Annotated in this window: 16 protein-coding genes; 9 read left to right on the plus strand and 7 right to left on the minus strand. The window is 73.0% G+C overall.

Going from position 1 to position 18,879, the window contains the following annotated elements; translation table 11 throughout:
• Positions 1 to 42: 42 nt before the first annotated feature.
• Positions 43 to 372, minus strand: a complete 330-nt coding sequence (locus tag ACWC97_RS04655; RefSeq protein WP_450647399.1) for a hypothetical protein — start codon at positions 370 to 372, stop codon at positions 43 to 45.
• Between the two features lie 67 nt (positions 373 to 439).
• Between ACWC97_RS04655 and ACWC97_RS04660 the strand changes: the two genes are divergently transcribed.
• The 6 genes from ACWC97_RS04660 (at position 440) to ACWC97_RS04685 (ending at position 8,710) form a co-directional block, all read left to right on the plus strand.
• The gene (locus tag ACWC97_RS04660; protein ID WP_450647401.1) at positions 440 to 1,375 is read left to right on the plus strand and encodes a DUF2797 domain-containing protein; all 936 of its coding nucleotides are present in this window, start codon (positions 440 to 442) and stop codon (positions 1,373 to 1,375) included.
• 108 nt (positions 1,376 to 1,483) lie between these two features.
• Positions 1,484 to 2,362 carry an amidohydrolase family protein gene (locus tag ACWC97_RS04665; protein WP_450647403.1) on the plus strand — a complete coding sequence of 293 codons (879 nt, stop codon included), beginning with the start codon at positions 1,484 to 1,486 and terminating at the stop codon, positions 2,360 to 2,362.
• 127 nt (positions 2,363 to 2,489) lie between these two features.
• The gene (locus ACWC97_RS04670) at positions 2,490 to 3,227 is read left to right on the plus strand and encodes a response regulator transcription factor (protein ID WP_352273958.1); all 738 of its coding nucleotides are present in this window, start codon (positions 2,490 to 2,492) and stop codon (positions 3,225 to 3,227) included.
• A 31-nt stretch (positions 3,228 to 3,258) separates the two neighbouring features.
• The gene (locus ACWC97_RS04675) at positions 3,259 to 5,043 is read left to right on the plus strand and encodes a sensor histidine kinase (protein WP_352274223.1); all 1,785 of its coding nucleotides are present in this window, start codon (positions 3,259 to 3,261) and stop codon (positions 5,041 to 5,043) included.
• 95 nt (positions 5,044 to 5,138) lie between these two features.
• Complete coding sequence (locus tag ACWC97_RS04680; RefSeq protein ID WP_450647405.1) at positions 5,139 to 6,464, plus strand: glycosyltransferase; 1,326 nt, start codon at positions 5,139 to 5,141, stop codon at positions 6,462 to 6,464.
• Positions 6,461 to 8,710, plus strand: coding sequence for an ArnT family glycosyltransferase (locus ACWC97_RS04685; protein WP_450647407.1), 2,250 nt, complete (start codon positions 6,461 to 6,463; stop codon positions 8,708 to 8,710). Before ACWC97_RS04680 ends, ACWC97_RS04685 begins: the two co-directional genes overlap by 4 nt.
• 6 nt (positions 8,711 to 8,716) lie before the next feature.
• On the opposite strand, the gene ACWC97_RS04690 is transcribed toward ACWC97_RS04685, so the two are convergent.
• On the minus strand, positions 8,717 to 9,580 hold the full coding sequence (locus ACWC97_RS04690; RefSeq protein WP_352273955.1) for an endonuclease/exonuclease/phosphatase family protein: 864 nt from the start codon (positions 9,578 to 9,580) through the stop codon (positions 8,717 to 8,719).
• Positions 9,581 to 9,730: 150 nt separating this feature from the next.
• On the opposite strand from ACWC97_RS04690, the gene ACWC97_RS04695 reads away from it, so the two are divergent.
• Together ACWC97_RS04695 and ACWC97_RS04700 are read left to right on the plus strand one after the other, a co-directional pair.
• A complete protein-coding gene (locus tag ACWC97_RS04695) occupies positions 9,731 to 11,260 on the plus strand; it encodes an MFS transporter (protein ID WP_450647409.1) in 1,530 nt (509 codons plus the stop codon).
• Positions 11,261 to 11,293: 33 nt separating this feature from the next.
• Complete coding sequence (locus ACWC97_RS04700; RefSeq protein ID WP_352273953.1) at positions 11,294 to 12,052, plus strand: TetR/AcrR family transcriptional regulator; 759 nt, start codon at positions 11,294 to 11,296, stop codon at positions 12,050 to 12,052.
• 150 nt (positions 12,053 to 12,202) lie between these two features.
• Here the strand turns inward: ACWC97_RS04700 and ACWC97_RS04705 are convergent, their stop codons facing one another.
• The 3 genes from ACWC97_RS04705 to ACWC97_RS04715 form a co-directional block, all read right to left on the minus strand.
• The gene (locus ACWC97_RS04705) at positions 12,203 to 13,018 is read right to left on the minus strand and encodes a YceI family protein (protein WP_352273952.1); all 816 of its coding nucleotides are present in this window, start codon (positions 13,016 to 13,018) and stop codon (positions 12,203 to 12,205) included.
• 153 nt (positions 13,019 to 13,171) lie between these two features.
• Complete coding sequence (locus ACWC97_RS04710; protein WP_450647411.1) at positions 13,172 to 15,676, minus strand: MFS transporter; 2,505 nt, start codon at positions 15,674 to 15,676, stop codon at positions 13,172 to 13,174.
• A 23-nt stretch (positions 15,677 to 15,699) separates the two neighbouring features.
• Positions 15,700 to 16,227 (minus strand): MarR family winged helix-turn-helix transcriptional regulator, encoded by a 528-nt coding sequence (locus tag ACWC97_RS04715; protein ID WP_450647412.1) that lies wholly within the window; start codon positions 16,225 to 16,227, stop codon positions 15,700 to 15,702.
• Between the two features lie 534 nt (positions 16,228 to 16,761).
• Between ACWC97_RS04715 and ACWC97_RS04720 the strand changes: the two genes are divergently transcribed.
• Positions 16,762 to 16,974, plus strand: coding sequence for a hypothetical protein (locus ACWC97_RS04720; RefSeq protein ID WP_352273949.1), 213 nt, complete (start codon positions 16,762 to 16,764; stop codon positions 16,972 to 16,974).
• Between the two features lie 47 nt (positions 16,975 to 17,021).
• On the opposite strand, the gene ACWC97_RS04725 is transcribed toward ACWC97_RS04720, so the two are convergent.
• Both ACWC97_RS04725 and ACWC97_RS04730 read right to left on the minus strand, forming a co-directional pair.
• A complete protein-coding gene (locus ACWC97_RS04725; RefSeq protein ID WP_450647414.1) occupies positions 17,022 to 17,804 on the minus strand; it encodes a hypothetical protein in 783 nt (260 codons plus the stop codon).
• A gap of 66 nt (positions 17,805 to 17,870) precedes the next feature.
• Positions 17,871 to 18,731 carry an RNA polymerase sigma factor SigF gene (locus tag ACWC97_RS04730; RefSeq protein ID WP_352273947.1) on the minus strand — a complete coding sequence of 287 codons (861 nt, stop codon included), beginning with the start codon at positions 18,729 to 18,731 and terminating at the stop codon, positions 17,871 to 17,873.
• Positions 18,732 to 18,879: the final 148 nt, after the last annotated feature.

Raw genomic sequence — 18,879 nt, forward strand, 5'->3', positions numbered from 1 at the left:
GGGCGGATCGGGTTCTGAAGGGGCGGTGGCGCCGGGGACTCCTCAGGCGAAGGGCTCGTGGTGCCAGCGCCAGCCGGCGGTTCCGTCGGCGTGGATGTGGAGCAGGAACTCGGGGACGGGGGTGCCGTCGGGGAAGGTCAGGGTGAGGGCGGCGCGTATGCGGTCGTAGCAGGACTCGGCGCGTTCCCAGTCCTCCGCGTCGACGGCCGCCTCCTGTTCGGCGAAGAGAGGGCGGAACTCCTCGAAGCCGGGCAGCGTTTCCATGTCGGCGTGCGCCCATGGCATGTCGGAGCCGGTCACGGTCAGGCGGGCGATGGTGCGGTCGCCGTGGTGGAGGTGCCAGACGGCGGGGGCAGGGTCCGGGGTGTTCATGGGGTCATGATGGCGGGCGGCTCCGACAGGCCGGTGGGGGCTGAGGCTGGGGTTGGAGGTAGGGGCTGTGGCGTGGCGGTGCACCGGGTTGCGGTGGGGGGACGAGGGGCCCGTGCTCGGGTGGCGACGGGGTGGGGTGGCGCGGGGGAGTGCGCTGGCGTACGGGGCGGAGCTGGGGTTTCGTGCCGTGGGGGAGCGGGGGTGTGTCGGGGCGCGGGGGAACGTGTGCCCGGTGGGGGCCGTGGTGCCGGGGCGCAGTACGGGGGCGCGGTGCCCGGAGTGCGCACGGCTGGACCGGGCGCATTCGGTGGCCGCCGACACGATCGCGGACGATCCGAGGACGTACCGGGTGTACCTCGCCTGGTTCGGGCCCGGGATGGTGAAGGTCGGGATCACCGCGGAGGAGCGGGGTGCGGCGCGGCTGCGGGAGCAGGGGGCCGTGGTGTTCGGCTGGCTGGGGCGCGGGCCGTTGATGGCGTGCCGTCGTACGGAGGAGGTGCTGCGGGCGGCGTTCGGGGTGCCGGACCGGATCCCGTACGCGCGGAAGCGGGCGGTGCGGGGGGCGCTGCCGGGGATGGAGGGGCGTGGTGAGGAGGTCGCCGGGCTCTACCGGCGGGCGATGGCGCTGACGGAGACCGGGGCATGGCCGGAGTCGCTGGAGCGGTTGCCGTTCGAAGCGGTCGACCAGGTGGCGCTGTTCGGGCTCGACGGGGTGGAAGCGGCGGGCGGGGTGCGGTGGGCCGTGACCGAGCTGGTGGCCGGGGGCGCGGTCGGCGGGCGGCTGGTGGCGGTGGCCGGGCCGGACCTCCATCTGGCGGTGGTGGACGGGGAAGCAGCGGGGGACGGGGAAGCAGCGGGGGACGGGACGGCGCCGGACGGGGTGGTGGTGCTGGACACCCGGCTGATGACCGGGTGGGAGCTGGTGGCGGCGGACGCGCGGGGCGGGGTGGACGTGCCGGTCGTGGACCTCGGGGGAGGTGGGGTGCAGGACGGGCTGTTCTGAGGGCTGGTGGGGCGTGGGGGTGCTGCGCCGAGGGGCGGTGGGGTGCGGTGGCGGCTGTTCTGAGATCGTCGGAGCGGTTCGAGTGACCGGAGGGAAGGGTGGTGCGCGGTGGGTGAGGACGCCCGTGACGTCGTGCGGTTCTGGGAGCGGTTGGGGCTGCCGGGGATCATCGACGTACATACGCATTTCATGCCGGAGCAGGTGCTGCGCAAGGTGTGGGCGTACTTCGACTCCGCCGGGCCGCTGACCGGGATGGAGTGGCCGATCGCCTACCGGCGCGACGAGGAGGAACGGCTCGCGCTGCTCAGGTCGTTCGGCGTGCTCCGGTTCACCTCGATGCTCTACCCGCACAAGGCCGGGATGGCCGCCTGGCTGAACGGCTGGGCCGCCGACTTCGCCCGCCGGACGCCGGACTGCCTGCACACCGCGACCTTCTTCCCGGAGGAGGGCGTCGAGCAGTACGTGCGCGAGGCCGTCGAGGCGGGGGCGCGGGTCTTCAAGGCGCATGTCCAGGTCGGCGGCTACGACCCCAACGACCCGCTCCTCGAACCGGTCTGGGGCCTCCTCGCCGAGGCCGCGATCCCGGTGGTGATCCACTGCGGTTCGGGCCCGGCGCCCGGCAGGCACACCGGCCCCGGACCGGTCGCCCGGCTGCTCGCCCGGCACCCCCGGCTGCCGCTGGTCGTGGCGCACCTGGGGATGCCGGAGTACGAGGAGTTCCTGGCGCTCGCGGAGACGTACCCGGAGGTGCGGCTCGACACGACGATGGCGTTCACCGACTTCACCGAGGGGTTCAGCCCCTTCCCGGCGGCCGGGCGGGGGCGGCTCGCGGCGCTCGGGGACCGGATCCTGCTGGGTACGGACTTCCCGAACATCCCGTACCCGTACGCCCATCAGCTCCACGCGCTGGAACGGCTGGAGCTGGGGGACGACTGGCTGCGAGCGGTCTGCCACGGGAACGCCCGGAAGCTCTTCGGGGAGGGATGAACCAGGGGCCCGGAAGGTCTTCGGGGAGGGGTGACGGGGGCCCGGAGACGGCCCGGCCGGGATTTTCTCAGGGAATTCACAGGAACGGGTAAGAGGGCTTTCAGGGGAGCCGCACAGGCTCGGGGCCATGACAACGACCTTGCCCCAGGGGCGTACCGAACTGCTGAGGGCGGACCGCACCCCCGTCCGCGTGCTGGTGGTGGACGACGAGGCACCGCTCGCCGAGCTGCTCTCCATGGCCCTGCGCTACGAGGGCTGGGAGGTGCGCAGCGCCGGGGACGGGGCGGGGGCGGTCCGGGCGGCGCGGGACTTCCGGCCCGACGTGGTGATCCTCGACGTGATGCTGCCGGACACCGACGGGCTCGCCGTGCTCGGCCGGCTGCGGCGGGAGATCGCCGAGGTGCCGGTGCTGTTCCTGACCGCGCGGGACGCGGTGGAGGACCGGATCGCCGGGCTCACGGCGGGCGGTGACGACTACGTGACCAAGCCGTTCAGCCTGGAGGAGGTCGTGGCGCGGCTGCGCGGGCTGATCCGGCGCTCCGGCACGGCGGCGGTACGCGGCGAGTCGACGCTCGTCGTCGGTGATCTGGTCCTCGACGAGGACAGCCACGAGGTGAGCCGGGGCGGGGCCTCCATCCATCTCACCGCGACCGAGTTCGAGCTGCTGCGCTACCTGATGCGCAATCCGCGCCGGGTGCTCAGCAAGGCCCAGATCCTGGACCGGGTGTGGAACTACGACTTCGGCGGCCAGGCCAACGTCGTCGAGCTGTACATCTCGTACCTGCGCAAGAAGATCGACGCGGGCCGGTCGCCGATGATCCACACCCGGCGCGGGGCCGGGTACCTCATCAAGCCCGGTGAGTAGCAGCAGTAACGGCCACGGGCGCGGGCGCCGGTTGCGGGGGCCGTGGACGCTGCGGACCCGGCTGGTGGTCTCGGCGGTCACGCTGATCGCCGTCGTCGCCTCGGTCATCGGCTCGGTCACCACGATCGCCTACCGCAGCTATCTGTACGGCAAGCTCGACGACCAGTTGCACGCCGTCGCCGTACGGGCCGGGAAGCCGCCCGGGGGCGGGGGGCCGGTGCCCGGCGGCGGCATACCCCAGCCCCATGACCCGCTGGCCTTCGTCGATGTGCGCGGGCTGCCGGTCGGCGCCTTCGGGGCGGTGCTGGCCGGGGACGGCAAGGTCACCGCTTCGCGCGTCGTCGTGGAGAGCGGTACGGGGACGGGGACGGGGACAGGAACGGGGTTCGGGGCCGGGTACGAGAGCGGCGGCCGGCCGATGACCGGGGCCCAGCTGAGCGCCCTCGCGGCGGCGGGGATCGTGGCCGGGGACGGGGCGCGGGGCGTCGATCTGCCGGGGCTCGGCGCCAACCGGGTCGAGGCGGTCGTGGACCCGCTGGGCAACACCCTGCTCGTCGGTCTCCCCGCCGCCGAGGTGGGTGCCGCGCTGACCACCCTGATCGTCGTCGAGGTCTGCGTCACCGCCGCCGGGCTGATCGCGGCCGGGCTCGCGGGCGCCGCGATCGTCGGGGTCGCCCTGCGCCCGCTCCGCCGGATCGCCGCCACCGCCACCCTGGTCTCCGAACTCCCGCTGCACAGCGGTGAGGTGGCCCCCCTGGAACGGGTCCCGCAGGCCCAGGCCGACCCGCGCACCGAGGTCGGGCAGGTGGGCGCCGCGCTCAACCGGATGCTGGACCACGTCGGTTCGGCCCTGGCGGCACGGCAGCGGAGCGAGACCCGGGTGCGCCAGTTCGTCGCGGACGCCAGCCACGAGCTGCGCACCCCGCTCGCCTCGATCCGCGGCTACGCCGAACTGACCCGGCGCGGCGGTGAGGAGACCGGGCCCGACACCCGGCACGCGCTGGGGCGGATCGAGTCCGAGGCGGAGCGGATGACGGGCATGGTGGAGGACCTGCTGCTGCTCGCCCGGCTGGACTCCGGGCGTCCGCTGGGCAGGGAGCGCACCGATCTGTCGTCGCTGGTCGTCGACGCGGTGAGCGACGCCCGCGCCGCCGACACCGGGGCCCGTGGGCCCGCCCAGGTCGGTGCCCACGGGCGGGCCGGGCCCGGGGTCCGCGAGCCCGGTGGCGCCGCCCCCGCCGGAGCCCCCGCCGCCGACACCGGGGTCCCCGCCGGGGCCCGCCGGCCCGGCCCAACCGGGGAGGAACGGTTCGACGTCCATCACTGGCGGCTCGATCTTCCGGACGAGCCCGTCACCGTGCAGGGCGACCCCACCCGGCTCCACCAGGTGCTGGTCAACCTGCTGGCGAACGCCCGTACCCACACCCCGCCGGGGACGACCGTCACCACCCGGGTGCGGCCGGACGCCGGACGGGCGCGGGTGGTCCTGGAGGTCGAGGACGACGGACCGGGCATCCCGTCCGGGCTGCTGCCGCACGTCTTCGAGCGGTTCGCGCGCGGGGACGCCTCACGCTCGCGCGGCGCGGGCTCCACCGGGCTCGGGCTGGCCATCGTGCAGGCCGTCGTCGCCGCGCACGGCGGGCGGGTCGCGGTGGAATCGGTGCCGGGGCGCACGGTGTTCGCCGTCCACCTGCCCGCGACGGAACAGCGGCCGGGGGCGGAGCGGCGGCCGGAGGTGGAACTCCGGCCGGACACGGAACACCGGCCGGAGTCGGAACAGCGGCACGCGACGGAACAGCGGCCCGGGACGGAGTAGCGGCCCGCGACGGAGCGGCGTCCGGCCGTGTACTCACAGGTCGGGGACAGGCTCGGCACACCGGTGTGACAGCGCGGGCGGCGAGGGTCGTCCGTATGCCGACCGACACGCCTTGGAGCGTCACCGCCCTGCCGCCCCGGGACCACCTCACCGTAGAAACGGCCGCCGGGCCGGCCGATCCCGCGGGGGCGGCCGTGCTCGACGTGGTGATCCCCGTCCACAACGAGGAGAAGGACCTCGAACCCTGTGTGCGCCGCCTGCACGACCATCTGGCGCGCACCTTCCCGTACGGCTTCCGGATCACCGTCGCCGACAACGCCAGCACCGACCGGACACCGCGGGTGGCGGCCCGGCTCGCGGCCGAGCTGCCCCGGGTCCGCTCGTACCGGCTGGAGCAGAAGGGGCGGGGGCGGGCACTGCGGACCGTCTGGACCGACTCGGAGGCACCGGTCCTCGCCTACATGGACGTCGACCTGTCCACCGACCTCAACGCGCTGCTGCCGCTGGTCGCCCCGCTGATCTCGGGCCACTCCGACCTGGCGATCGGCTCCCGGCTGTCGCGCGGCTCCCGGGTGGTGCGCGGCTCGAAGCGGGAGTTCGTCTCGCGCTCCTACAACCTGATCCTGCGCTCCTCGCTGGCCGCCCGGTTCAGCGACGCCCAGTGCGGGTTCAAGGCCATCCGCCGCGATGTCGCGGAACGGCTGCTGCCGATGGTGGAGGACCCGGGCTGGTTCTTCGACACCGAGATGCTGGTGCTCGCCGAACGCGCCGGGCTGCGCATCCACGAAGTGCCGGTCGACTGGGTCGACGACCCCGACTCCAGCGTCCACATCGTGCGGACGGCCGTCGACGACCTGAAAGGCGTGTGGCGGGTGGGGCGGGCGCTGGCGGTCGGCACGCTGCCGCTGGACCGGCTGGCCCGCCCCTTCGGCGACGACCCGCGCGACCGGGCGGTCGGCGGGGTGCCCGGCCCACTGGCCCGCCAGCTCGTCGGCTTCTGCGCGGTCGGCGCGCTCTCCACGCTCTGCTACCTCGCCCTGTACTCGCTCTTCCGGCTCGGCGCGGGCCCGCAGCTCGCCAACGCCGGTGCGCTGCTGGTGTCCGCCGTCGCCAACACCGCGGCCAACCGGCGGCTCACCTTCGGCGTACGGGGGCGGCGCGGGGCCGTCCGCCACCAGGCGCAGGGGCTGGTGGTGTTCGCCATCGGCCTCGCGCTGACCAGCGGTTCGCTGGCGGCGCTGGGGGCGGCGTCCGGCTCGCCCTCGCACACGACGGAGCTCGCCGTGCTGATCGCGGCCAACCTCGCGGCGACGGTGCTGCGCTTCCTGCTGCTGCGCGCCTGGGTCTTCCCCGAGCGGGCCGCGCCCCGGGGCCAGGAGTCCGCCGACGCCCTCCACCACGAACGGGAGACCCACCGATGAGCACGCCGCACCCCGACCGCCGCCGGGCCGCCCGGGTCTGGCGGGGCAGGCCCGAGGACCCGCGCTGGGCGCGGCCGGCCTTCCTCGTCCTGCTGCTGCTCATCGCGGCGGCCTACCTCTGGAACCTCAGCGCCTCCGGATACGCCAACTCCTTCTACTCCGCCGCCGCGCAGGCCGGCAGCCGCAGCTGGAAGGCGTTCTTCTTCGGCTCGCTGGACGCGGCCAACGCCATCACCGTCGACAAACCCCCGGCCGCCCTCTGGCCGATGGCCCTGTCGGTGCGGGTCTTCGGCCTCAACTCCTGGGCGATCCTGGCCCCGCAGGTCCTGATGGGCGTCGCCACCGCCGGGGTGCTCCACGCGGCCGTGCGGCGCCGGTTCAACGCGGTGGCCGGGCTGATCGCCACGGCCGTCCTCGCGCTGACCCCGGTCGCCGCGCTGATGTTCCGCTTCAACAACCCGGACGCGCTGCTCGCCCTGCTGATGACCGTCACGGTCTACTGCGTGCTGCGCGCTCTGGAGCACGGCCGTACGAAGTGGCTGGTGTGGGCGGGGGCGGCGGTCGGCCTCGCGTTCCTGGCCAAGTCCCTCCAGGCGTTCCTGATCCTGCCGCCACTTGCCGTGCTGTACGCGGTCTGCGCGCCCGTACCGGTACGCCGGCGGCTCGGCCAGCTCGGGCTGTCGGCCCTGGTCATGGTCGTCGCGGGCGGCTGGTGGGTGGCGGTCGTCGAACTCTGGCCCGCCTCCTCCCGCCCGTACGTCGGCGGCTCGCAGCACAACTCCTTCCTGGAGCTGACCTTCGGCTACAACGGGCTGGGCCGGATCAACGGCGACGAGACCGGCAGCGTCGGCGGCGGAGGCGGACCGGGCGGTGGACCGGGCGGCGGTCAGTGGGGCGAGACCGGTATCGGCCGGATGTTCAACTCCGAGATCGGCGGCCAGATCTCCTGGCTGCTGCCCGCCGCGCTGATCCTGCTGGTCGCGGGGGTCTGGCTGACCCGGCGCACGGCGCGGACGGACACCGCCCGCGCGGCCTTCCTCGCCTGGGGCGGGGCACTGCTGACGACCGCGGCCGTCTTCAGCTTCATGGCGGGCATCTTCCACCAGTACTACACGGTGGCCCTCGCCCCGTACGTGGCGGCGCTGGCCGGGATGGGCGCCACGGTGCTGTGGGAGGAGCGCGCCCGGTGGTGGGCGCGGAACGTGCTGGCGGGGACCGTCGCCGTGACGGCCTGCTGGGCCTACGCGCTGCTGGGGCGGACCCCGGACTACCTGCCGTGGCTGCGGTGGGCGGTGCTCGTCGCGGGGATCGCGGCGGCGCTCGGGCTGCTGCTCGTCCCGCTGCTGGGGCGCCCGGTGGCGTACCTCGCCGTGGGGCTGGGGCTCGCCGCGTCGCTGGCGGGGCCGACCGCGTACGCCGTGACCACGCTGGACACCGGCCACCAGGGCTCGATCGTCACGGCGGGCCCGTCCGGCGGCGGGATGTTCGGCGGCGGCGGACCGGGCAGAGGCGGCGGGCGCGGGGGCCGGGGCGGCTTCGGCGGCTTCGGCGGGGCGGGGTACGGGATGGGCTTCCCCGGCCAGGGGGGCGGCGCACAGGGCGGTACGCAGGGCACGCCGCCCGGGGGCGCGCTGCCCGGGGGTGCCCCGCCGGGCGGGACCAACCCGTCGAACGGCCAGAACGGCCAGAACGGCCAGGGCACCCCGCCCAACCAGAACGGCCAGAACGGCCAGAACGGCCAGAACGGCCAGAACGGCCAGAACGGCCAGAACGGCCAGATGCCCGGTTTCCCCGGCGGCAACGGCCCTGGTGGCGAAGGCATGGGGAGCGGCATGGGAGGCGGCGGCATGGGCGGACTGCTCAACGGCGCCACCGTGGACGCCGAGGCCGAACGGCTTCTGACGAAGGATGCCGGGACGTACACCTGGGCCGCCGCCGCCATCGGCTCCCAGAACGCCGCCAGCTACCAACTCGCCACCGAGGAGCCGGTGATGGCGATCGGCGGCTTCAACGGAAGTGATCCGTCCCCGACGCTCGCCCAGTTCGAGCAGTACGTCGAGGACGGCCGCATCCACTACTTCATCGCGGGCGGCATGGGCGGCGGCGGTGGAGGCAGGGGAGGCATGGGCGGCAGCGGTGAGGGAACCGCCTCGCAGATCTCCTCCTGGGTGGAGAAGAACTTCGAGAAGGTCACCGTCGGCAACGCCACCTTCTACGACCTGACCAGCCCGAAGAGCGGTTCCTGACGCGCCTCAGCGCCGCAGCAGCAGATCGGCGACGACGGGGCGGTGGTCCGAGGCGAGCGACTCGGCCACCGCCGCGCCGCGCGCCCGTACCGTGTCCTTCGACACCGCCACGTAGTCGATCCGTTTCACCGGATTCTCCGCCGGGAACGTGGGACCGCCCGGTTCGACATCCGTCAACTCCTGCCACAGAGGGGCGAGTTCGGGTGCGCCGGGCGCCGCGTTGAAGTCGCCGAGCAGCACCTGGCGGACCGGTCCGCGCTCCGAGGCCCGGTCCTCCGCCATGATCCGGCGGGTGTCGGCGACCTGGGCGATCCGGACGGACGGGTCCGCCCGGTAGTCCAGATGGGTCGCGTAGACGTGCACCGGCAGCCCCTTCACCCGTACGACCACCTCGCCGAAGCCGGGCGCGGGCGCCGGAACCGGGTCCGGGTCCTGGGTGGAGAGCCGGGTGAGGTCGTGGTTCTCGGCGCTCACGATCGGATACCGGGACAGCACCGCGACCCCGAACTCCCGCCGGGGCTCCCCGGGCGCGACCGGATCGAGGTCGTAGATCGGGGCGAACGACACCCGCATGCCCAGCCGCCCGGCCAGCTCCGCCGCGAGGTCCCGCCACTCGCTGCGGGTGCCCCAGCGCACGTCGACCTCCTGGAGGCCGATCACATCGGCGTCCAGTGCGCGCAGCGCCCCGGCCTGCCGGTCGAGGTCGAAGACGTTGTCCATGCCCGCGCCCGCATGGATGTTGTACGTGGCCACCCGGAGCGGGACGGCGGGCCCGCGCCCCTCCCCGGCGGCCGCCGCGGGCGGCGCGAGCACCGACGCCAACAGCCCTGCCGACACGAGTACTTCGACCGTACGACGACGCACTGACATGCCACTCCAACCCTGGGAAGTCCTGTCGATCAGCGCCGAGCACGGTACCGCGCGGAAAAGAGTTGTACACCGTACAGGTGAGCTATACGGTGTACAGCGCGCACTACCCGTACACCGTAGAGGAACAGGAACAAGGAAGAAGGAGACCGCATGACGGCGACTGTCGCCGGACAGAAGAACCTTGCGTCCCCCGGCCATCCGCAGCGCTGGCTGATCCTCGGCGTCATCTGCCTCGCCCAGCTCACCGTGCTGCTCGACAACACCGTTCTCAACGTGGCGATCCCCTCCCTCACCCGGGAGCTGCACGCCTCCACCGCCGATGTGCAGTGGATGATCAACGCCTACTCGCTGGTCCAGTCGGGCCTGCTGCTGACGGCCGGCAGCTCCGCCGACCGCTACGGCCGCAAGAAGATGCTGGTCGCCGGGCTGGCGCTGTTCGGCATCGGCTCGCTGGTCGCCGGGGTGGCGCAGTCGTCCGCGCAGCTGATTGCCGCCCGCGCGGGCATGGGCGTCGGCGGCGCCCTGCTGATGACCACGACCCTCGCCGTCATCGTGCAGATCTTCGACGAGGGCGAGCGGGTGAAGGCGATCGGCATCTGGTCGACCGTCAGCTCGCTCGGCTTCGCCGTCGGACCGCTGATCGGCGGGGTGATGCTGGACCACTTCTGGTGGGGCGCGATCTTCCTGATCAACATCCCGGTCGCGGCCCTCGGGCTGGTCGCCGTGGTCCGGCTGGTCCCCGAGTCGAAGAACCCGGCGGGCGAGCGCCCCGACCTGTTCGGCGCGCTGCTCTCCACGATCGGCATGACCTGCGTCGTGTACGCGATCATCTCCGGCCCCGAGCACGGCTGGAGCTCCGGCCGGGTGCTGCTGACCGCCTTCGCCGGGGCCGCCGTCCTCACCGGATTCGTGCTGTGGGAGCTGCGTATCCCGTACCCGATGCTGGACATGCACTTCTTCCGGAACCAGCGGTTCGTCGGGGCGGTGGCGGGCGCGATCCTGGTCGCCTTCGGGATGGGCGGCTCGCTCTTCCTGCTCACCCAGCAGCTCCAGTTCGTCCTCGGCTACGGGCCGTTGGAGGCCGGGCTGCGGACGGCGCCGCTGGCGCTGACCGTCGTCGCGCTCAACCTCACCGGGCTCGGCGCGCGGCTGGTGCCCCGGCTGGGGACGCCGGGCACGATCGCGTCCGGGATGACCCTGCTGGCGGCGGGTCTCGCCGCGATCGCCCTGCTCGGCGGGGTCGGGTACGGGGGCATGCTGCTCGGGCTCGTCGTGATGGGCGCGGGCATCGCGATCGCCATGCCCGCCATGGCCAACGCGATCATGGGCGCCATTCCGCCGGAGAAGGCGGGCGTGGGTGCCGGGGTCAACGGCACGCTCGCCGAGTTCGGCAACGGGCTGGGCGTCGCGGTGCTCGGCGCGGTGCTGGGCTCGCGGTTCTCGGCGCTGGTGCCGGCGGCGGTGGGGGCCGCGTCGCTGCCCGCCGCGCTCGCCGCGGCCACCGACGCCGGGGAACGGGCGCGGATCACCGATGCCTTCGCCTCCGGGCTGGAGACCAGCCAGCTCTTCGGGGCGGTCGCCGTACTGGCGGGCGGGGTGCTCGCCGCCGTACTGCTGCACCGCGCGGGCCGCTCGGAGCCGGTACGGGCGGACGCGGACGGTAACGCGGCGGCGGCATAGCATCAGGGGCGGGGGAGACGAGGAGGGTGCGTCATGGTGTCCGCGGCCGACCGGGTGAAGAAGCCCGTCAGGACCAGTGTCTGGCTGGAACAGCGGCCTCCCTCGCGCGCCCGGAGGCCGGACCAGGCGGCCGGGCTGGACCGGGAGAGGATCACCACGACCTCGGTCCGGCTGCTGGACGCCGAGGGGCTGGCCAAGTTCTCCATGCGCAGGCTGGCCGCCGAGCTCGACGTCACCGCGATGTCCCTGTACTGGTACGTCGACACCAAGGACGACCTGCTGGAACTGGCCCTCGACACGGTCTACGGCGAGTTCGTGGTGCCCCCCGAGGACGCCCACTGGCACGAGCGGCTGCGCGGACTGGCCGCCGAGTACCGCGCGCTGCTCGTCCGGCACGTCTGGGTGTCGACGCTCGCCGGCCACTTCCTCAACATCGGCCCGCACGCGATGCTGATGTCGTACGCCGTCCAGGACGTCATCCGGGCGACCGGCCTCCCGGCCCACCACCAGACCGGCGCGCTCTCCGCGGTCTTCCAGTTCGTGTACGGGTTCGGCACCGTCGAGGGGCACTTCGCGGAGCGCAGCACGGCGGCCGGGCTCAGCCAGGACGAGTACTACCGGCAGGCGATGAGCACGATCCGCTCCCAGCCGCAGCACAGCCGGATCATCGAGTCCTCGCAGGAGGTCATGGACGCCCGGGGCGGCGGCACGGTCGAGGAGATGCGCGACCGGGACTTCGAGGTCGCCCTGGAGCTGCTGATCGCGGGCATCGAGGCGATGCGGGACCGCTGAGCCCGGTCACGGGCCGTTCTATGGCGTCCGACAGCACGATGCTGCTGTGTTCGTCGGGATGTGGGGTGCCGGGTCCGCAGACCACGACGGCACCCCACCGGCCACGACGGAACTCGACCGGCGACGATGGTCGCGTGGTGTTCCGCCCGGTTACGAGGGCAGCGTCTCGCCCTGCACGGCCTGGATGTCGAGCTCCACCCGCAGCGTCGTGCCGATCGCCGCGATGCCCGCCTGCACCACCTGGTTGTAGTTCATCGCGAAGTCCTCGCGGTGCAGCTCGGCCGTGGCGTTGAAGGCGGCGCGCACCCCGCCCCACGGGTCGGGGCCGGTGCCCAGGTAGCTCAGGTCCAGGTCGACGGGGCGGACCACGCCGCGCATCGACAGTTCGCCGTGGACCAGCCAGCGGTCGGGGCCGGTCGGGGTCAGCCCGTCCGAGCGGTAGGTGATCTCCGGGAAGCGCTCCGCGTCCAGGAAGTCGGGCGAGCGCAGGTGCTTGTCGCGCATGCTGTTGCCGGTGTCGATGCTCGACGCGGCGATGACGGCCTCGACCCGGGAGAGCTGGACGTCCTCCGCGATCTCGATGCGGCCGCTGAACTCGGTGAACCGGCCGCGCACACTGGAGATCCCCAGGTGCTGCGCGACCGCGGCGACCGAGCAGTGCGCCGGATCCAGCGACCAGGCCCCCGGCGGCGGCAGCTCCACCCCGCCCTGCCGGCTCAGCACCACCGTGCCCGCCTCGACCCGCCCGCTCGCCGTGACCATGGCGGTCGAGGCGGCGGGGGCGTACCCGACCGCCGTGACGATCACCGTGTACGCCCCGGCGTCCAGGCTGCCCTCGGTCCGTACCGCCCCGTCCTCGTCGGCGGCGGCGCGCAGCACCTGCGTTCCGGTCATGTCGGTGACCGTCACGACCGCGTGCTGGACCGCCCAGCCGTCGCGGGTCCGTACCTGTGCGCGAAGTCCCATCCGGTTCTCTCTCCTAGCTCCATGACTCGTTCAAAGAGTCGGGCCCCGGGCGGGGACGGCAGGCCGTCCCCTGCCTGTCGTCCCCACGCCGGGGCCCATTTCCACCTGCCGGCCGGTGCCTCCGCTCGAAAGCACCGGCCGGCCGGGGGTCTGTTACTCGCCGGGGTGGGCGAGTTCGATGTCGTGGCCGTCGGCCCCGCGGCCTGCCACGGTCAGCGCGCTCGCCACCGGCGGGTAGCCGGTCGCGACGACCGAGTACTCGCCCGCGTCCAGGTCGGTGAAGGCGTACGCCCCGTCCTCCCCGGTCGTCGAGGTGGCGACCACATTGCCCGCCGCGTCGACCAGTGTGACCCGGGCGTCCGGCAGCGGACGACGCGCGGTACCCGCCCGCACGACTCCCTGGATCAGCGCACCGGCCTGGAGCACGGCCTCGACCCGGGTGATCCCCTGGCCGCCGACCTCCACCGGCAGCGCCAGCGGCCGGAAGCCGAGGGCGTTGACCGCGACGGTCACGGTGCCGGGGACCAGCTCGCCGAAGGCGAACTCGCCCGCCCCGTCGGACGACCCGGTGGCCAGGACGTCGCCGCGCACATCGGTCACGACGACCATGGCGCCCTCGACCGGGTCGGAGGATTCCGCCGACCGTACGAGACCGGCGAGCCCGCTCGTACCCGAGAGCAGGATGTCGAACGCGAGCGGCTCGTCGCCCACGACCACCGTGGACGCCTGCGGCTGGAAACCGTCGGCGGAGGCGATCAGGACGTAGCTGCCGGAGCCCGGGGCGTCCAGCTCGTACGTGCCGTCGGCCTGGGCGACGGAGCGTCCCAGCTGGCGGCCGGCCAGTGAGATCAGCGTGACGGCGGCACCGGCCACCGGCGCGCTCTCCGCACCGCGCACCACACCGTGCACCGCCGTGCCCCGAAGGGCGGGCGCCGGGGCGGCGGCCGGGGCCGCGTCCTCGACGGCCGTCGCGGCGGGAGCCGGGACGGCCGCGACCGCGACCGGAGCCTTGGCCAGGGCGTCGGCCGGAACCTCGGCAGCGGCCGGGGTCTCGGCAGTGGCCGGGGCCTCGCTCGACGCGTTGGTCTTGAGCGCGACCTCCTTGATGAAGATCGTGATCAGGAAGGCGATCAGCGCGGCCGGGGCGGCGTACAGGAAGACGTCGCCGACACCGTGCCCGTAGGCGCTCTCCACGACCGAACGGAACGGCTCGGGCAGCTCACGGACGTTGGGGATGCCCCCGCCGCCGGTGCCGCCGTGGCCCATGGCCGCCCCCTTGGGACCGAGCTCCGCGAGCCCTTCCTTCACGTAGTGGGTGACGCGGTTCGCCATGACGGCACCCAGCGCCGAGACGCCGATCGCACCACCGAGGGAACGGAAGAAGGTGACGACGGAGCTGGCCGCGCCGAGGTCGGACGGGGCGACCTGGTTCTGCGTGGCGAGCACCAGGTTCTGCATCATCATGCCGATGCCGAGACCCATGACGGCCATGAAGACCGCGATGTGCCAGTACTCGGTGTCGTAGCGGAGGGTGCCCAGCAGGCCCAGTCCGGCGGTGACCAGGAAGCCACCGCTGACCAGCCAGGCCTTCCAGCGGCCGGTCTTGGTGATGATCTGGCCGGAGACCGTGGAGGAGATGAACAGACCCGCGATCATCGGGATCGTCATGACGCCCGACATCGTCGGCGACTTGCCGCGCGCCAGCTGGAAGTACTGGCTGAAGAAGACGGTGCCCGCGAACATCGCGATACCGACGAACAGCGAGGCCAGCGAGGCCAGCGCGATGGTGCGGTTGCCGAAGAGGCGCAGCGGGATGATCGGCTCGCTGGCCTTGGACTCGATGGCGACGAAGATCGCGCCGAGGACGACGGAACCGACGACCATCACGGCGGTCTGCCAGGACAGCCAGTCGTACTTGTCACCCGCGAAGGTCACCCAGACCAGCAGCAGCGACACGGCGGCGCTGATGAAGAACGCGCCCCACCAGTCGACCTTGACCTCACGCTTCACGACCGGGAGCTTCAGCGTCTTCTGGAGCACGATCAGCGCGATGACGGCGAACGGAACACCGACGTAGAAGCACCAGCGCCAGCCCATCCAGCTGGTGTCCGTGATGACACCGCCGAGCAGCGGACCGCCGACGGTGGCGACGGCGAAGACCGCGCCGATGTAACCGCTGTAGCGGCCGCGCTCGCGCGGGGCGATCATCGCGGCCATCACGATCTGCGCGAGGGCGGAGAGACCGCCGACGCCGATGCCCTGGACGACACGGCAGGCGATCAGCATGCCGCTGCTGGTCGACAGACCGGCGACGACCGAGCCCGCGACGTAGATCACCAGGGATATCTGGACCAGCAGCTTCTTGCTGAACAGGTCGGAGAGCTTGCCCCAGAGCGGGGTGGTGGCGGTCATCGCCAGCAGCGAGGCCGTGACGACCCAGGTGTAGGCGCTCTGGCCGCCGCCGAGGTCGGAGATGATCTCGGGCAGGGCGTTGGAGACGACCGTCGACGACAGGATCGCGACGAACATGCCGAGCATCAGCCCGGCCAGTGCCTCCATGATCTGCCGGTGTGTCATCGGCGCGCCGGACGCGGGGTCCGGCGACCCCCCGTGCTTGGCGTGGCCGCCCCGCACACCGGTCGGTGTGGTCGTAGCCATTTAAGTCCTTGTCTTTGCTTCTGTTACACAGGTGTACGGGTGTGTACGTCGTGGTCGTGGTCGCTGCCGACCGGTCGGGAGCGGCAGTCGCCGCTGTGCTTTCCGGGGCCGCACCCGCCGGGCCCGCGGCAGGCGAAGCTGTCGCGCAGCCGGGCCAGCAGCGTGTTGAGCTGCCCGACCTCCTCGTCCGACCAGTCGGAGAGGTTGTGGGCGAACATCTCGGTGGTCCGCCGGTTCAGATCGCCGAGTACGTCATGTCCCTCGGGGGTCAGCCGCAGGATGCGGGACCGCTTGTCCGCCGGATCCGGGGACCGCACGATCCAGCCGCGCTCCGCTACATGGGCGACATGACGGCTTGTCACCGACATGTCGACGTCCAGCAGCTCGGCCAGCCGGCTGATCCGCATCTCGCCGTGCTGCCGGAGCAGGGCCAGCACGGCGGCGGACCCGCCCGGGCACTCGGCGGGGAGGATGCGGGCGAGACCGCGCTTGACGGCCCCTACGGCGCTGAGTTGCCGGGCCAGTTCTTCGTACTGACTCCGTGCGGCCACGGGACCCCCAGACATCGCATCTCACCGGCGCATCTTGTTGCTTAGGGCAACCATAGAAGCCGTTGGTTGCTGCAGGCAAACGAAAGGGGACTTGCAGAAGTAAAGGAACGCAAAAGGCTGTGTAGGGGCGAAGTCAAGCCCGCAGTACAGGGGTGGTGCGTGGGGCGCGGTGTGTGTCATGCCACAGCAGAGCCCCCGGTGGCACCCGGCCCGATGCCCGCCGCCGACCCTGCCTCGCAGGGGCCGGACCGGTGCGTTGGTCCATGTTCTGGCGGAGGTGCAGTCCCCCCGGGGCACGTCCCGCCTGAGGTGCAGTCCGCCCCGGGGCATGTCCTGTCGGAGGCGCAGTCGACCCGGGCACGTCCTTCGGGAGGCGCTGCCGGTCCTGGGGCGTCCGCCCTGGAGCCCGGGGTCCACCGCGCGCTCACCCGCACTCGCCCCGCCCCCGACCTGGCCCTTCCTCTCCTCACCCCTCTTCCCCTTCCCCGACCCGGGGGTTGGGCGGCAGAGCCGAGTTCGCTAGGGTCCTGGCCCATGGCACACAACCCCCACGCCCCGCAGGGCCCCGAGGGCAACCACGACCCGGCCGGCAGCACCCAGATGTTCCGCGCCTTCGTCGACGAGGGCGAGCCGCAGCGTCGGCAGCAGCCGGCCGCCTCGTCCGGAGGACCGAGGACCGGGGTGATCGTCGGCGTCGTCGTGGTGATCGCCGTCCTCGCCGCGGTGGCCTGGCTCGCGCTCGGCTGACCGTCCCGGCGGCCGCGCCGGCCGCCGGCCGGCACACACGTCCCCTGTCACTTCGATACGGCGGTGACGTCCCGGGTCTCGACATGCATGCCCAGGGGCACCCGCCAGGCGTCCACGCAGACGGTGTACGTCGCCGTCCGCGCCGCTCCCGCGTCGATCGGCGCGGGGAGCGGCCCGGTCGACTCCACGGTCGCCCAGTCGACCCCCAGCGAACCGATCACGTGCGTGGCGAAGGTGACCGTTCCCGCGCGCACCGGTGAGCCCCCGGTGTTCCGGAACTCGACGGTCACCTTCTCGCACCAGCGCTCGTCCGCCGCCTCCCGTACGGGGGCGCCCACCCTCAGCTCGGCGGGCCCGGAGGGCGTACCGGGGGCGGATGGCGTCGAGGGCCCGGTGGGCTTCGGCGGGGCCGAGGGCACGGTGGGGCGGGGCGTCGCTCCCGTACCGCGTCCGGGGACGCCGGAGGGCGACCGCGAGGCGCTCCCGGAGGGATCGCTGGACCCGCTCCCGGACCCGTTTCCGTCCGGGCCGCCCGCCTTCCCGCCCCTCCCGCTTCCGCTCCCGTCCACTCCTCCACCGGTGTCGGCTCCGGCACCGGGCCCGGCTCCGGGGCTTCCGCCGTCCGGGTCGAGCGGGACCAGGGTGACCTTGCCCGGCGCGCCCCCCGCACTCGTCCCCGGCTCCGTACCGGCCGCCCCGAGCGCCGCGTGGCCCGTCTCCGCCGCACCGCCACCGCAGGCGGCGAGCGCCCCGCCCAGACACAGCACGGCCGCCGAGGCGGCGATCAGGGTGCCCCGGCGGCCGTTCGATCCGAGAATCCGACGTCGCATCGCGCCAGTGTGGCTGACGGTCCGTCAAATCGGAAGGGTCGCGCTCCGGTACGGAAATCCACGGCGTCAGTCGGCGATGAGTCCTTCCCGCAGCTGGGCGAGCGTACGGGTCAGCAGGCGCGAGACGTGCATCTGCGAGATCCCGACCTCCTCGCCGATCTGCGACTGGGTCATGTTGGCGAAGAAGCGCAGCATGATGATCTGGCGCTCACGCGGCGGCAGCTTGGCCAGCAGCGGCTTGAGCGACTCTCGGTACTCGACGCCCTCCAGGGCCGAGTCCTCGTACCCGAGCCGGTCCGCGAGGGAGCCCTCGCCGCCGTCGTCCTCGGGGGAGGGCGAGTCCAGCGAGGAGGCGGTGTACGCGTTGCCGACGGCGAGCCCGTCGACCACGTCCTCCTCGGAGACGCCGAGCGCCTTCGCCAGCTCGGGGACGGTCGGCGAGCGGTCGAGCTTCTGCGCGAGCTCGTCGCTGGCCTTCGTCAGCGCCAGCCGGAGCTCCTGGAGCCGGCGCGGCACCCGCACCGACCAGGAGGTGTCGCGGAAGAACCTCTTGATCTCCCCGACGACGGTCGGCATCGCGAAGGTCGGGAACTCCACGCCCCGCTCGCAGTCGAACCGGTCGATTGCCTTGATCAGGCCGATCGTGCCGACCTGGACGATGTCCTCCATCGGCTCGTTGCGGCTGCGGAACCGGGCCGCCGCGTACCGCACCAGCGGGAGGTTCAGCTCGATGAGTGTGTCCCGTACGTAGGCGCGCTCCGGGCTGTCCGTGCCGTCCGGGGACGGTTCGAGGGCGGCGAGCCGCAGGAACAGGGAGCGGGACAGCGTGCGGGTGTCGATGGCTTCCGGCGGGCTGGTGAGCACTGCGGGTGCCGGTTCGCTCTTCGTGAGCGTGAGCACCTTCGAGCTGCCCTGTTCTGCGGACATGCCACCCCCTTGAGGTCGCGGACGGTCGCGTCGAGCCGCGACCATCGGAGGAACGCAGCCTCCACCTGAATACCGGAGGCGGGGCCACGGCAAACGCGGTTCCCGCAGAATGTCACATGTCGGCAACACGCTGTAGTGACATGTCGAC

The sequence above is a fragment of the Streptomyces sp. NPDC001108 genome (assembly GCF_053598535.1).